Raw genomic sequence first — 15,579 nt, 5'->3', positions numbered from 1 at the left:
TTTAAACAGTGTAATACTGCATCGCAGTAGTGACTGCTTGACCGGGCTGAATGCCAGCTTTGTATTTTAATAAGATCGATTCTAGTGCCGCCAATGTTGTTAACACGCACTCTTGGCGAGCGTTAAAGCCCATCGTTCCAATACGCCAGATCTTGCCATGTAGAGGACCAAAGGAAGTACCAATTTCAATACCAAAACATAACAATAGCTCTTGTCGTACCTTGTCACCGTCAATGCCATCTGGAATATAAACACCGACCACGTTATTCATTTTGTATTGTTGGTTACCGAACAATTTTAATCCCATTGCTTTCAAGCCCATTGCCATTGCATCACCCGCTTGTTGATGGCGAGCAATAACATTTTCACTGCCTTCTTCAAGGTAGATACGCGCACATTCTCGTGCTGCATATAACATGCTGGTGGCTTCGGTATGGTGATTTAAACGTTCTGGACCCCAATAATCCATGACCATGGCTAAATCAAAATAGTTAGACTGAATTCTGATATCAGTACCGGCAGTATGATGGTCAGCTTTAATTCCTGCTTCCACGTGTTTACGGCGGTTGATGACTTCTGCACATTGATCACTTAGACTGATAGGCGCGCTGCCTGATGGGCCACCTAAACATTTTTGTAACCCCACTGAAACTGCATCTAAGTGCCACTCATCCATCTTCAGTTCATTGCCTGCAATAGAGGCAGTTGCATCACAGTAGAATAGAACGCCATGGCGTTGACAAATTTCACCTATTTCAGCAAGCGGTTGATTCATGGTGGTAGAGGTATCACCTTGTACCGTTGCTAATAGCTTTGGTTGGAATTCTTTAATCGCTTGCTCTACTAATTCTGGCGGACAAACTTCACCCCACTCAATATCAATGGTTTTAACAACGGCACCAACACGCTGTGCAATTTCACACAATAAGTGTCCAAAGCGGCCAATTACTGGAATTAATACTTTATCGCCAGGTTGTAAAATGGAAACCAATACCGCTTCGATGCCTGCTCGTGCAGTACCATCGACTAACATCGTTTGTTGGTTATCGGTCTCAAGAACGCCACGGTATAAGGATTGAACTTGATTCATATAACCCGTCATGACCGGATCATATTGGCCAATTAAAGCACTAGAAATAGCTTGATGAACACGTGGATATGCATTGATTGGTCCCGGCCCCATTAATAAACGAACTGGCGGGTTAAGTGTTTCAAATAGGGATTTAGTGGTCATTTTTTTCTCCAAGTAAACTTTGCCCATCACTACGAGGATCGCTAGTTGCTGCTACTTTCCCGTTTTTATCGAGCATAATGGCACCTGCGTGCCCCATTAATTCATTATTATCAGCCACTATTGTTATATCGTGACCCAGTGCTCTTAAGGTGGCACCGTGTTGTTTATAAAGTTGATTTTCTACTCGTAAGTTATTGCTGCTGTCACCCCAAGTTCTCCCCAGTAACCAACGAGGTTTTGAAACAGAAGCTGCTAAACTTATACCTTGATAAAGGTGGCGGCTAAATAAACAAGCTTGCGTTTGCGGTTGTCCTTCACCGCCCATTGAGCCGTAAACAAAACGTCGCCCATCTTTGAGTTCTGCATAGGCTGGATTTAAGGTATGGAATGGTTTTTTACCTGCAGCAAGTACGTTGTGATGATTGGCGTCAAGGCTGAAACTTTTACCGCGAATATTCCATGTAATACCACTGGATGGTAATACCACACCTGAACCAAACTCCCAGTAAATACTTTGTATAAAACTGACCATGGTACCGTATTGATCGGATGCCCCCATCCATACGGTATCACCGGGTTTTGCGATATGTGGCCAAGGTAATGCTTGTTCAAAGGAGATATTAGCGGCACATTTTGTAATCACATCATCATTTAGCCATTGTTGCAAAGGGGCATCTAGGTAAGCGGGATCGGTGATTTGCTGATCGCGAATGATAAAGGCTTGTTTAGTTGCTTCCACTAACAAATGAATATGCTCAACTTCAGAGGTCACTTGATCCACTAAACGATCATAAATTGCTAAAATTAATAATGATGCTAAACCTTGAGTGGGTGCATCTAAGTTATATAAACTACCCTTAGAGATATCCACAGTTAATGGTGTTGATACCGTGGCTTGGTATTGTACAAAATCATTTAACGTTAACGGGCTACCTGCATCAGCAAGTTCATCTGCCATCTGTTTGGCAAGTTCACCTCGATAAAAGTCGTCTAAACCCTTTTCTGCTAAATGCTTAAAGGTATTAGCTAATGGCTGGTTGGTGAGGTTTTCACCTACTTTTAGTACTTCATCTTGAACCAAAAAACGGGCTGCAAAATTAGCTAAATGGCTTAAACGAGACAGGGTCTTTTCACTGGCATCCACCAAACTTTGGGTGATTTCAATTCCTTGTTCAGCGGCATCGATAGCTGGTTTAAGTAGCCTATTTAAAGGCATCGCTTTACCATTGAGTCCATTACTATCTAGCTTAAGTGCTTGTTGCCAACCCGCAACCGTGCCGGCCATAGTTATTGCTGATTTACCGCCACTTTCTGGTAATTCATCTGCTTGCTGTCGGTAACTTTCGACATCGATATTGAGTGCTGCACCACCGCAGGCATCAATTGCGACGGGCTTTTCCCCTGCTTTACAAATTAGCCAGAAACCATCGCCACCAATGCTATTCATGTGTGGATATTGCACGGCTACCATCGCCGCAGCTGCCACCATTGCTTCGCTAGCTGTTCCGCCAGCATCTAATATAGCTTGGCCGGCTTGTGTTGCTTTGTAATGTGGCGCGGTAAATGAAGTTTGAAATGTCATGTTATTGCTCTCCTTGCCATAAGCTAAGACCCGTCTTGATCAGATCTTCTTCCTGGTTATCGATACCCATCAATGAAAATCCGCAGGGGCCTTCTTGTAAATTTTGTATCGGTAGATGTAACTGTGGAAAACCGGCTAAACCTGCAATGCTGGTTAATCCCATTAATTGCGAACGGTACTCAGCCAGTGCTTCACCTTCCATGGTCAACGCCGGTGGGCCTGATGGGGTGGTAGGTATCACCCATAAACCCTGCATATCTTTAAACTGGCTAAGTAATTGTTGTTTAAAATTGTGCTGTTGTGCTTTAGCTTCACGATATTGTTGAGGTGTAATAGTCCGTGCCCAAACCACACGTTGCAGAATGGAAGGATCTAAGGAGTCACCGTGTTTTGTTAACCAAGCTTCGTGTTCCTCAATTATTTCAAAACCTTGAATGGTGCGGAATAATAGACTTAGTTTATCCAGGGTTTGCTCTGTATCGGCTAATAGGTCACAGCTTAACAGCGTGATATTCGATTGCTGGCACCAACGGCTTAATACACTCAATCTTTGCGCACTGAATTGTTGCTGCAATGTTTTATCTAGGTACAAGTTTTGTGCAACTTGCCCTTGCTTTTTTGAAGCAATTGCTGGCTTTTTGAGATCAGTTACCGGTTGTGTTGAAGCACCTAATAATGAAAAAACACTCGCTAGTTTGTTTAAGTCTTGGCTGAAAATACCTGCTGTATCAAAGCTTTTTGATAATTGAAAAGCATTATCTAAACTCACTTTCCCGAGTGTTGGGCGTAAACCAAATAGGCCACAATAACTGGCAGGAACGCGCACTGAACCGCCGGTGTCTGTGCCGATTGAGAAATCAGCTTCACCCTTTGCAACGGCCACCGCACTACCACTTGAAGATCCTCCCGGTAAGCAGTTTGGTGCAAGCGGATTAACGGGGGTACCATAATGAATATTTTGCCCGTTTAAACTGTAAGCAAGTTCATCGGTTTGCACGCGGCCAACACAACTTGCACCATTGGCTAATAAGCACTCAATAAGACTAGCGCTTTGCTGCGCTGGTTGATGGCTTGCTAACCACGCCGGATTACCTGCTCCTGTGACATAACCTTGAACATCGAATAGGTCTTTAAACACGAAGGTTAAACCACTTAGCTCACCGTCAGCCGTTGCCGCTAAATTATCGGGTCCTTGTGTACAGTACACACTTGCGTCTTTAGTTGTTAGATGATCCATGTTTAACGTACTCCCTGTTTAACCTTCTTATTTTTACTACCGTTATTTTTACTTCTGATAGCTTTAAAGTTACCTTTAAAGCTACTTAACACTTAGTGTGAAGAGGCCGTTTTAACTTGTTCACTTTGAGTGGCATAACGGCTAGCTAATATTGCGCAGTAGAAAATCTGAATCGGGTGATAGAGCATGATAGGTAATAGGATCATGCCTAAGTCGGGATTGCTGCCAAAAATAACGGTCGCCATTGGAATACCCGCTGCGAGTGTTTTTTTAGTACCACAAAATACCGCCGCTACTTCATCGGCTAATTGAAATTGACAACGGCGAGCTCCCCATTGAATAAGGTGAACCATACACAGTAATACCACTGCACAAATGGCAATCGAGGTGATCAACATTTGCATTGAGAATGAGCTCCAAATACCGTTCGCAACAGAGTCACAAAAAGCGTTATAAACGATTAATAAAATAACGTATTTATCAACCTTACTCACTACTGATTTATGTCTTTCCGCAAATTTTAATAAAAAAGGCCTCGCTAATTGCCCTAGTATCATTGGTAACAGCAGTAACTTAGCAATCGAGGTAATAGAGGCGACTAAATCAAGCTCAACACCCTCAAAGCCCATGAATGCTTGAATTAAAAGAGGTGTGATCACAATACCTAGAATGCTAGACAATGAAGCATTAAAAATTGCCCCTGGAACATTACCTTTACCAACACTGGTCATGGCTACAGAAGAAGATATAGTGCTTGGCAAAACGAATAAGTAGCAGAAACCAAAAGCTAATGCTGCTGGCATATAAGCCAATAATAAATCGCCAAAAATAATCCAAAGTAGTGGGTAAGCAATAAACGTCGCAGCTTGAATGTAAATGTGCATACGCCAGTTGCTCACACCGGCTTTAATCGCAGAAGGGGAAAGACCTAAGCCATGTAAAAAGAAGACAATCGCGACACCGATACCGGTAAGTTTATCAAGATGAATTAATCCCCCTGACTTACCCAGCTCAGGGGTTATTGTGGCTAACGCAATGGCGATCACCATACCCACTAAAAACCACTCTTTTTTAAGTTTATTTATAACATTTATCATTTGATCATTACTCTTACGGCTGATTATTTAATTTAATATTTACTCTAACTCATTGAGCTTGGAATAATTAACACTTATTTTACTGCTCACTTTAGTCGCTTCACCCTTTAATAACTGATAGGTGTTATTAACCAAATGAGAAATTAAGCTCATGGGAACCGCATAGCTATCTAAAGGCGTTTCATTATTCATATGGCAAATCAGTGTGTGGGTGGTGCTTTGTGCATATTTTTGTCCAGATTGATCGGTGATCAATAAACATTGATGTGCTTGTAGTTGCTCAATCATTTTTGCAAAGTGGCTAACACGACGGCGAATACCAATCACAATGACAAAGTCGTCTTCTTCAATCGCCGCTAAATCTTCACCAATGGTCTGTCCCGGTAAAGGTAATAACTCAACATGGCGACGACACTGCATAAGCTGTTGTCGAAAGTGCAACGCTAACGGGTAACTGTTACGATAACCAATTATTTTTATACGTTTTGCTTCTGCTAAGTGTTTAATAATAGCTTCCATATCAACGCTTTTAAGTTGCTCTCGTAAGCGCTCTAAGGCTTGAATCTCTTGGTGAAAATCGCAGTTATTTAAGGCATTGGTTAATACCGGTTGGCCGCTTTCACGTACTGCTAGTAACTCATTACGTAATGAAAGGTGATCCGCATAACCTAAGCGACGAATAAAACGACTGACACTGGTTTTAGAAACGGCGCAGACTTCAGCAATGTCATTCGTTGACATGATCAGTACTTTTTCTGGATTAAGCAGTAAATAGTCGGCTAAGCGACGACTATTTTGAGTCAGGTCTGGGTAATGCTTAGTAATACGCTCAATCAATGAGTTGCTGTTATTAGTCATTTATTGTTCCTTGCTAGGCTAATGCAGGCTGTTGAAAGTATTCTATTATCATCTCACAGCCGCAAGAAAACTTTGTAGTTCTTCGGTTTGAGGGTTAGAAAATACTTCATCACTTTGACCTGTCTCCCATACTCGCCCTTGATTCATAAATACCACTCTATCGCCAACATCGCGTGCAAAGTTCATTTCATGTGTCACCAGTATTAATGTCATGCCTTCTTGTTTAAGTTTTTCTAATACTTTTAGCACTTCACCTACGAGTTCAGGGTCTAATGCAGAGGTTATTTCATCACATAATAAAACTTTTGGTGACATAGCTAGTGAGCGTGCAATAGCAACACGCTGTTGTTGGCCACCGGATAAATTGCCAGGGTAAGCTGAAAATTTATCCGCTAGTCCGACTTTTTCCAATAGCTCTTTGGCTAAAATTTCACTGTCTGCAGAAGACTTTTTCATCACTAGCTTAGTGGCTAGCATGACGTTCTCACCTACTGTCATATGGGGAAAAAGGTTAAAGTTTTGAAATACCATGCCCACGCTTCGGCTTAGTAAACGAAGTTTGTAATCATCATTTTCAACCGACTGATTATCAACAATAACTGCACCTTTTTGGTATTCTTCTAACCCATTCATACAGCGTAAGAGGGTGCTTTTACCGGAACCACTGCGACCAATGATAGAAACAACTTCACCAGCTTCGACTTTAAGGTCAACACCTTTCAATACGTGGTTTTCGCCATAGTATTTATGGACTTGATCTAAACTAACGAGCGACATGATTTTTTTTCTCCAAATGGCGAGCTAAAACAGAAAGTGGGAAACAGATAAGGAAGTACAACACCGCGACCATTGCAAATACTTTAAAGGGTTGAAAAACAGCGTTATTGATCATGGTGCCTGCTTTAGTTAGCTCAACGAAACCAATCACTGAAGCCAGTGCCGTGCCTTTGACGATTTGCACAGAAAAGCCCACGGTAGGTGCGATCGACATGCGCATCGCTTGCGGTACAATAACGTGACGCATGGTTTGTAAATAAGTTAATCCTAGTGTGCGACAGGCTTCCCATTGACCTTTTGGTAATGCTTCAATACATCCTCGCCAAATATCATGAAAAAAGGCACTGCTAAACAGGGTTAAAGAAATCACTGCGGCAGACCAAGCATCCACTTCAATACCAATTAACGACAAGCCAAAGAAAGTTAAAAACAATTGCATCAGCAATGGAATCCCTTGGAATATTTCTACGTAAGTCTGAATAATTCGAGTGATGACTTGGCTACGCATACTGCGTAATAGGGTTAGGATCAAACCAAATAGACCACCACCTGCAAACGCTAATAATGACAATAAAATTGTCCAACGTGCTGCCAGTAGCAGGTTTTTTAAAATATCCCAATCAGTAAACTGTACCATTTTAAAGTCCTCCTACAGAGACGGGTTTTTAAAAGCGAAATGCTTTATTAATGCAAATGTCTGACGCATTAATATTGCTAAGAGTAAATAAACCAATGCGGCCACCATGTAAGATTCAAAGCTTAAAAAGCTACGTGATTGCACAAAGTTGGCTGAAAAGGTTAATTCCTCAACGGATATTTGCGAAACCACGGCTGAGCCAAGCATGACGATAATACATTGACTGACTAACGCTGGATAAACACGTTGGTAAGCAGGTGGCAAAATAATATGCCAGAAAACCTGACGTCTTGTTAAACCAAGTGTTTGACCTGCTTCCCATTGCCCCTTTGGTGCTGCATCAATACCCGCTCGAATTATTTCTGCACTATAAGCGCCTAGATTGATGACCATCGCTAACATGCCGGCTTGCCAAGCTGAAAGCTTGAGCCCTAACGCAGGTAAACCAAAAAAGATAAAAAATAACTGCACAATAAACGGAGTGTTACGAATAATTTCGATATAGCAGGAACAACTCCTTCGTAACCATGCATCTTTACTGATGCGACCTTGTGCGCAAAGAGTACCTAATAACAACCCTCCTAGTGTTGAGATAACAGTGAGTTCTATAGTGGTCCATAAACCTGCCGCAAATTGCGGCAAGTAAGGAACTAAACCTGAAAAATCCAGTTGATAGCTCATCGTCTTTATTCCAACTTATGACTTAAGGTCTGCAGGGAATGGCGCTTTTAACCATTTTTGTGAAAGTCCTTCTAATACATCATTTTGCTTAGCGGCTTTAATTAAACGGTTAACGCTATCAAGCAATGCTTGTTCGCCTTTCATAACACCGACATAACAAGGAGAGTTTTGTAATAAAAATTTAGTTTGTGGGGCTTTGTCTGGGTAACGCGTTGCAATCTCAGTAACCACTAAATTACCCGTTGCGATTAAGCTAACTTGGCCAGATAAAAAAGCAGACAAAGTACTGTTATTGTCTTCAAATCGTTTAATGACAGTGTCTTTAGGAGTTAACTTACTTAACTCAAGATCTTCTACTGAGCCACGTGTTACACCAATTGTTTTACCAGCAAGATCTTCTGCACTGCTCACTTGCTCGTCAGCGGTTCCAAATACACCTAGGAAAAAGGGTGCGTAAGCTTCACTGAAATCGACCACTTTTTCACGTGCAGGGTTTTTGCCCATACTTGAAATAACTAGGTCAACTTTACCCGTTTGTAAATAAGGGATACGGTTTGCACTGGTAACGGGGATTAATTCCAGTTTTACGTTTAATTCTTTGGCAAGGTACTTAGCCATATCAATATCGTACCCCTGTGGTTGTAAATCGGTTCCAACAGAACCAAAAGGAGGGAAATCTTGAGGCACTGCCACTCTAAGTACTGACGATTTTTTAATATCTGCTAATTTATCTGCCTGCACTGCTTGTGCTGAAAACAGTAAAGAGGTGGATAAAACTAAGCTAGATAAAACCTTTAAAAATTTCATATTGTATCTCCATATATATTTTAAATGAAACGATCGGAACTTTTTGTTTGTATTTTGCAACGATTGTGCCATTTTAATTTTCTATTTTAATTTCAACTAAAACAGTTGCTTACGTTATATTGGAGCTTGAGGTAAATGTTTTGTTAGCTTAACCCTTCCCGTGTTGGTGCAACTGATGCACTGCATTAGGGCGAAGCAGAAGAATAAAAATCACCGTAGAAAGCCCCATAACTAGGTATCAGTAGAGCAGGGGAGACATTTTTGCATGATGTGTATTAATTGTTACGCTATTAATGAGCAATTTATTTTGGATCAATAAAGGCGCGGATGGATAATTAAATTAGCGTTAAAGTAGGTTATTATCAGCGATATATTAATACTAAGTAGCGCAATAGGTTTCAGTTTATGATGGATTCTAGTATGGAATATGGTGTAGGTGATAACTCATACACTATGGCAGGGAAGTTAGCGGGTATTTCTAAACTGGTTGACGATTTTTATATCAATATGGATAACTTTCCTGAAGCAAAAAAAGTAAGGTCGATGCACAGTAGTGACCTTTTTGAGTCAAAGAAAAAGCTCGCGTACTTTTTGTCGGGTTGGCTGGGGGGCCCCAAATTATATGCTGAACATTATGGCAGCATTAATATTCCGGCAGCGCATCAGCATTTATCTGTTGGCGTAGAAGAAAGTAATGCTTGGCTTTTATGTATGGAAAAAGCGATTGATCAACAACCTTATGAAGCCGCTTTTAAAGTTTATTTATTAGAGCAGTTATCGATACCTGCAGCCAGAATACGAATGGCCTGCGGTCGAGGCTAGTCGAAAGTCCTGTTTACTTTATTGATCAATAAAAGACACCGGTATTTTTATTAACAGGTGTCTTCTACTCATTGTTCATCATTAAAAGCTAATGCAACGGCCAGTGATTGTACTAAACACAGGGATGCAGATTGGGATCTGAAAGCATCCACTTTACCTTCATTAACCACAAAACACACATCGCTAAATTGCGCTAACGGGCTAGCTTGACTGTCGGTGATAATGATTTGCTTCGCGCCCGCTTTTACGGCGGCTTCACTTAAAGTCACGGTCTCAGCTGCATAGGGACTAAAGCTGATCGACAGCACCACATCGTTTGCCCCTACCATAGAAAACTGCTCATTAAACATGCCACCTAATCCATCAATCAAGAAGGCTCGACGTTCCGCGTGGCGTAATGCATAGGTTAAATAAGTAGCGATACTAAATGAGCGCCTTAAACCAACAATATAGATATTGTCAGCTTTATTTAATATATCGACGGCCAGTTCTAATTGTTGTTGTGATGTTTGTGTCGCGAGTTGATGCATTGCCTGTGAATTAACTTGCGCAAATTGCTGTAAAATATGTAACGGTTTACCACGTCCTGCTTGTTCGGGTTCATGCTCTTTTAGTAATCGTGCACGATCCGTATAGCTGGCGGTTTCTTCAATTAAATCCCTTCTGAATAATTGTTTTATTTCATTAAACCCACTGAATTCAAAGGCTTTAGCAAAGCGGATCAAGGTTGAAGGAGGCACGCCAGCTTGAGTTGCTATCACTGCAATCGTATCAAAAGCTAAGCTATTGTTGTTCTCTAATACATAAGAGGCGACTTGTTGTAGCCGTTTGCTTAAATCACCGTAGCGAGTACGAATTTGCTGTTGTAGTTGTGCAATATTAGTGGCTACCGGCATCTTACTTTCCTTTATTTCACATTCATTTATTTTGCGAATATTTATTTCATCGAGACAAATTACTCTGCGCAATTATAGGGATAGTTAGCCGAACTACCTAATAGATGAATATATTATTTCAATATTTACATGTTATGAAATAAATAATTCATTTTTGTTGTTGATGTTGAAATTACTTGTAAGCCTTGTTATTACTGCGTTTATTTTGGTTTGTTTTTATATTTAATATCGATTATTGAAATGCTCATCACACTTACCTTACTAAAAATGAAATAAAGTTTTCATTTTTCTTGAAAGTGAAACGTTTATTTCATAGTATGGCTTCATGGTTAAGAAAAGAACACTTTTTTGATGATTAACACAGGGCTATCGACTGTTAACTGACAATGCTAAACGTGTTGTAGATCAGCAATGAGTTATCGATTTGAAGGGTCGTCAAATAATGGAGCACCACATAATGCAAGCTAAAAACAAGAAACTAGACCTGATTTGTATGGGCCGTGTTGCGGTCGACCTCTATGGGCAGCAAATTGGTGCGCGCCTTGAAGATATGGGGTCATTTTCAAAATACTTAGGTGGCTCATCCGGCAATGTTGCTTATGGAACCGCTCGCCAGGGGTTAAAGTCTTCAATGCTTGCGCGTGTTGGTGACGAGCATATGGGACGATTTTTAAAAGAAGAGTTAGAGGCTGTTGGTGTAGATACTAGCCATTTAATTACCGATAAAGAGCGTTTAACTGCATTAGTTGTATTAGGCATTAAAGATACTGAAACCTTCCCGCTTATTTTTTATCGTGATAACTGTGCCGATATGGCGATCACCGCGGAAGATGTTAGCGAAGAATATATTGCATCTGCTCGCTGCTTGGCAATTACTGGAACACACTTATCCAATCCTCAAACCCGAGAAGCTGTATTAACAGCATTAAAATATGCTCGCCGTCATGGGGTGAAAACCGCATTAGATATCGATTATCGTCCTATTTTATGGGGACTAACTTCTTTAGGTGATGGTGAAACTCGCTTTATTGCCTCGCAAGCGGTAACCGAGCAATTACAAGATGTGCTGCATTTGTTTGATTTAATTGTGGGGACCGAAGAGGAGTTTCATATTGCTGGTGGATCTACCGATACGATCGCCGCGTTACGTGCTGTGCGCAATGTTAGCCAAGCTGAATTAGTGTGTAAACGTGGGCCATTAGGTTGCTCTGTTTTTACTGACATTATTCCAGACTCGTTAGACCAAGGGATCACCATTCAAGGTGTGCGCGTTGATGTTTTAAACGTGCTGGGTGCAGGCGATGCCTTTATGTCAGGTTTATTGCGCGGCTACTTAAATAATGAAGGTTGGGAAAAAGCCTGTGCTTACGCTAATGCCTGTGGTGCTTTAGTAGTTTCACGTCATGGCTGCGCGCCGGCAATGCCATCTAAAGCAGAGTTAGATAATTATTTAAGACGAGCGGAAGATGTGCCTCGCCCCGATTTAGACCCTGAGTTAAATCATTTGCACCGCGTCACTACGCGCAGAAAACAGTGGCATGAATTATGTGTTTTAGCATTTGATCATCGTAGCCAATTAGTCGATATGGCGGAAGAGTTTGGCGCTGAGCTGGGGCGTATTCCCGTATTAAAAGACTTAATCTTTAAAGCCAGCCAAGAAGTCGCTAAAGAAGCAGGCTTAGCGGGCAAAGCGGGCATTTTATCTGATAGCCGTTTTGGACAAACCGTTCTCAATAATGCAACCGGCAGCGATTGTTGGATTGGTCGTCCAATAGAGTTACCGGGTTCGCGTCCATTAGCACTAGAGCACGGCAATATAGGATCGCAGTTAACTACTTGGCCTCTTGAGCATGTGGTGAAGTGTTTAGTTTTCTGTCATCCAGATGACTCCGCTGAGATGCAACAAATACAGCAGCAAACAGTACAAGAAGTCTATAACGCCTGTTGCCTGTCTGGGCATGAATTACTGTTAGAGGTGATCTTGCCAAAAGATATGCCGCAGGACGATGCTCATTATGTGCAGTTACTCGCTGATTTTTATCAGTTAGGTGTCAAGCCAGATTGGTGGAAGCTCCCCCCATTAAGCAAAGCCTCATGGCAACGAGTGAGTACTTTGATTGAAGCAAATGATGCACATTGTCGTGGTGTTGTCTTGTTAGGGTTAGATGCACCCGCTGCGCAATTAAAAGCAGGGTTTGATATTGCTTCAACGTGTCCGTGGGTGAAAGGTTTTGCCGTAGGGCGCACCATTTTTTCCGAACCTTCACGAGCATGGTTAGCAAAAGATATCGATGACAGTACGTTAATCAAACAAATTAAAAATAATTACCACACCATTATTCAATCTTGGCAACAACGTAGTGCAGCAAATGTTGATGATAGCGCTGCCTAAGCAAATTGTTAGTGGTTCAGTTAATAAGCTTAATCTAGATAATCATTATTGATATTGAGCTTGTAAATTATTACTCGTTAGTCTTTAAGGAAATTGTTCATGGAAACCATTCAAAACTTTATTAACGGTCAGGTTAGTGCCAGTCATAGCCAACGTTTTTCACCTGTTTTTAACCCTGCAACAGGGGAGCAAACAAAGCAAGTTGTGCTTAGTGATGAAGCGGAAACAACCGCAGCAATCAGTGCAGCAGAGCAAGCTTTTCCAGCTTGGGCTAAAACCTCTCCGCTTAAACGTGCACGAGTGATGTTTGCATTTAAGGCATTATTAGAAGCGAATAGAGAACAACTAGCCCGTTTGATTTCTAGTGAGCACGGTAAAGTATTTTCCGATGCAATGGGTGAAGTTACACGTGGCTTAGAAGTGGTTGAATATGCCTGTGGCATTCCGCACCTACAAAAAGGCGAACATTCTGCCAATGTCGGTACAGGAGTAGATAGCCATTCATTGATGCAACCGCTTGGTGTTTGTGTCGGCATTACTCCTTTTAATTTCCCGGCGATGGTACCGATGTGGATGTTTCCTATTGCCTTAGCAACGGGTAATACCTTTGTATTAAAACCCTCAGAAAAAGATCCCTCTTTAGCATTACAGTTAGCTGAGCTATTAACCCAAGCTGGGTTACCTGACGGTGTGTTTAATGTGGTAAACGGTGATAAACAAGCGGTGGATGTGTTATTAACGGATCATCGTGTACAAGCCGTTAGCTTTGTTGGTTCAACGCCTATTGCGGAATACATTTATAGTACGGCTTCTGCACATGGTAAACGTTGCCAAGCATTGGGAGGGGCTAAAAATCATTGTTTATTGATGCCAGATGCTGACCTTGATATGGCCACTAATGCCATTATGGGCGCGGCTTATGGCTCAGCCGGTGAACGCTGCATGGCATTATCTGTAGTGGTTGCTGTGGGGGATGAAACAGCGGATCAACTTATTGATAAGCTAAAAATACAAATTCAAGCGATGCGTGTTGGACCTGGCATTGTTGATGGACCTGAAAATGATATGGGACCGGTGGTGACGGCACAGCATAAAGCCAAAATTTGTGACTTTATTAGTGCCGGTGAAAAACAAGGGGCTTCATTGTTAGTAGATGGTCGTGATGTTTTGATTAAAGGGCATGAAGCGGGCTATTTTGTTGGGCCAACACTGTTTGATAACGTATCTCCAGAGATGACTATTTATCAAGAAGAGATCTTTGGCCCTGTATTAGCGATAGTGAGAGTGCCAAATTATCAAACTGCATTGGATCTGATTAATCGTAATGAATACGGTAACGGCACGGCTATTTTCACGCGTGATGGGGAAACTGCACGTGAGTTTAGTGAAAATGTATTAGCCGGCATGGTTGGTATCAATGTGCCAATTCCTGTACCGATGGCATTTCATAGTTTTGGTGGGTGGAAGCGTTCAGTATTTGGTCCGTTGAATGTGCATGGCAGTGATGGCGTTCGTTTTTATACTCGTATGAAAACAGTAACTAGTCGTTGGCCTACTAGCGTTCGTTTAGAAGAGCATCAAAGCAGCTTTGCAATGCCTACTATGTAAATACTTAATTGATGACTAATAACAAACAGCGCTAGGAAAAATCACCTAAGCGCTGTTTTTGTTTTTGCTGAATATACTGTTTTTATCATTTATGTCACTCATAAGGTAACTCGCCGATGATCGTCACAGACCCTTGGTTTTACGCCACTGCGATCCCTGCTGTTTTTATTTATGGGATCGGCAAAGGTGGATTAGGCGGAGCGCTTGGGATCATCGCAGTGCCTTTAATGGCAATCACGATTGCACCGACGCAAGCTGCCGCTATTTTATTGCCTATCTTATGTTTGATGGATTTTTTTGCTGTTAAACAACATTACCGCCATGCTGATTATGTGGTGTTAAAGCGAATGCTACCGGGGGCAATTATTGGTGTTGCAATCGCAGGCATGTTTTTGAGTGTAATTTCTGAGCCTGGTTTAAAAGTGGTGATTGGCGGTTTATCATTATTATTTTGCTTACAATATTTAATTAAAGGTGGCCAAAACCAACATCAAGGAGGGCTCATTAGTGCTTGGTTCTGGAGCATGATGAGTGGATTTTCTAGTACCGCGCTACATGCTGGAGGCGGCCCTGCGAGTATTTACCTATTACCGCTGCAGTTAAATAAAGTGGTGTTGGTTGCTAGCATGGCGGTGTTATTTGCCATCATCAATCTATTTAAATTAATTCCGTACTCGTTATTAGGCGAGTTTGATTCCACCAATTTAATGACGTCTTTAGTTTTAATGCCGCTAGGGCCGGTGGGGGTGAAGGTGGGGATTATGTTGCTACACAGAACCAGCCAAGCTTTAGTGTATCGGTTATGTTATCTATTCTTGTTTCTTTCTGGCTGTAAATTATTTTGGGATGGAGGGCACCATTGGCTGTTGCCTGGTTAATACACATCACTGTTGCGTACTAAACATTCAACATTCAACATTCAACATTCACATCTAACATCTAACATCTAAC

General features: G+C 41.6%; 14 protein-coding genes. 4 read left to right on the top strand and 10 right to left on the bottom strand.

Going from position 1 to position 15,579, the window contains the following annotated elements:
- Position 1: 1 nt before the first annotated feature.
- The 9 genes from H5084_RS00070 to H5084_RS00030 form a co-directional block, all read right to left on the bottom strand.
- A complete protein-coding gene (locus H5084_RS00070) occupies positions 2–1,234 on the bottom strand; it encodes an alanine--glyoxylate aminotransferase family protein (RefSeq protein ID WP_182689134.1) in 1,233 nt (410 codons plus the stop codon).
- Complete coding sequence (locus H5084_RS00065; protein WP_182689133.1) at positions 1,224–2,816, bottom strand: gamma-glutamyltransferase family protein; 1,593 nt, start codon at positions 2,814–2,816, stop codon at positions 1,224–1,226. The genes H5084_RS00070 and H5084_RS00065 overlap by 11 nt, the downstream gene beginning before the upstream one ends.
- 1 nt (position 2,817) lies before the next feature.
- On the bottom strand, positions 2,818–4,053 hold the full coding sequence (locus tag H5084_RS00060; RefSeq protein WP_182689132.1) for an amidase: 1,236 nt from the start codon (positions 4,051–4,053) through the stop codon (positions 2,818–2,820).
- A 92-nt stretch (positions 4,054–4,145) separates the two neighbouring features.
- A complete protein-coding gene (locus tag H5084_RS00055) occupies positions 4,146–5,150 on the bottom strand; it encodes a bile acid:sodium symporter family protein (RefSeq protein ID WP_220485854.1) in 1,005 nt (334 codons plus the stop codon).
- A 39-nt stretch (positions 5,151–5,189) separates the two neighbouring features.
- The gene (locus H5084_RS00050) at positions 5,190–6,008 is read right to left on the bottom strand and encodes a MurR/RpiR family transcriptional regulator (RefSeq protein ID WP_182689131.1); all 819 of its coding nucleotides are present in this window, start codon (positions 6,006–6,008) and stop codon (positions 5,190–5,192) included.
- A 48-nt stretch (positions 6,009–6,056) separates the two neighbouring features.
- Entirely contained in the window at positions 6,057–6,785 is a 729-nt protein-coding gene (locus H5084_RS00045; RefSeq protein ID WP_028868819.1) for an amino acid ABC transporter ATP-binding protein, read from the bottom strand.
- Positions 6,772–7,422, bottom strand: coding sequence for an amino acid ABC transporter permease (locus tag H5084_RS00040; RefSeq protein WP_182689130.1), 651 nt, complete (start codon positions 7,420–7,422; stop codon positions 6,772–6,774). The genes H5084_RS00045 and H5084_RS00040 overlap by 14 nt, the downstream gene beginning before the upstream one ends.
- Before the next feature lie 12 nt (positions 7,423–7,434).
- The gene (locus H5084_RS00035; RefSeq protein ID WP_182689129.1) at positions 7,435–8,103 is read right to left on the bottom strand and encodes an amino acid ABC transporter permease; all 669 of its coding nucleotides are present in this window, start codon (positions 8,101–8,103) and stop codon (positions 7,435–7,437) included.
- Positions 8,104–8,118: 15 nt separating this feature from the next.
- Entirely contained in the window at positions 8,119–8,910 is a 792-nt protein-coding gene (locus H5084_RS00030) for a transporter substrate-binding domain-containing protein (RefSeq protein ID WP_182689128.1), read from the bottom strand.
- Between the two features lie 405 nt (positions 8,911–9,315).
- Between H5084_RS00030 and H5084_RS00025 the strand changes: the two genes are divergently transcribed.
- Positions 9,316–9,732 carry a group II truncated hemoglobin gene (locus H5084_RS00025; protein WP_182689127.1) on the top strand — a complete coding sequence of 139 codons (417 nt, stop codon included), beginning with the start codon at positions 9,316–9,318 and terminating at the stop codon, positions 9,730–9,732.
- A 68-nt stretch (positions 9,733–9,800) separates the two neighbouring features.
- Here H5084_RS00025 and H5084_RS00020 read toward each other — a convergent pair whose 3' ends face one another.
- Positions 9,801–10,628, bottom strand: a complete 828-nt coding sequence (locus H5084_RS00020; protein ID WP_182689126.1) for a MurR/RpiR family transcriptional regulator — start codon at positions 10,626–10,628, stop codon at positions 9,801–9,803.
- 457 nt (positions 10,629–11,085) lie between these two features.
- Between H5084_RS00020 and iolC the strand changes: the two genes are divergently transcribed.
- The 3 genes from iolC (at position 11,086) to H5084_RS00005 (ending at position 15,506) form a co-directional block, all read left to right on the top strand.
- The gene (iolC, locus tag H5084_RS00015; protein ID WP_182689125.1) at positions 11,086–13,020 is read left to right on the top strand and encodes a bifunctional 5-dehydro-2-deoxygluconokinase/5-dehydro-2-deoxyphosphogluconate aldolase; all 1,935 of its coding nucleotides are present in this window, start codon (positions 11,086–11,088) and stop codon (positions 13,018–13,020) included.
- Positions 13,021–13,119: 99 nt separating this feature from the next.
- Positions 13,120–14,628 carry a CoA-acylating methylmalonate-semialdehyde dehydrogenase gene (locus H5084_RS00010; RefSeq protein ID WP_182689124.1) on the top strand — a complete coding sequence of 503 codons (1,509 nt, stop codon included), beginning with the start codon at positions 13,120–13,122 and terminating at the stop codon, positions 14,626–14,628.
- A 116-nt stretch (positions 14,629–14,744) separates the two neighbouring features.
- Positions 14,745–15,506, top strand: coding sequence for a sulfite exporter TauE/SafE family protein (locus H5084_RS00005; RefSeq protein WP_182689123.1), 762 nt, complete (start codon positions 14,745–14,747; stop codon positions 15,504–15,506).
- Positions 15,507–15,579: the final 73 nt, after the last annotated feature.

This window comes from Psychromonas sp. SR45-3 (genome assembly GCF_014163575.1).
Classification (GTDB): Bacteria; Pseudomonadota; Gammaproteobacteria; order Enterobacterales; family Psychromonadaceae; genus Psychromonas; species Psychromonas arctica.
Note: the sequence above shows the minus strand (reverse complement) of the source record. Positions and strands in the feature narration are given on the sequence as shown.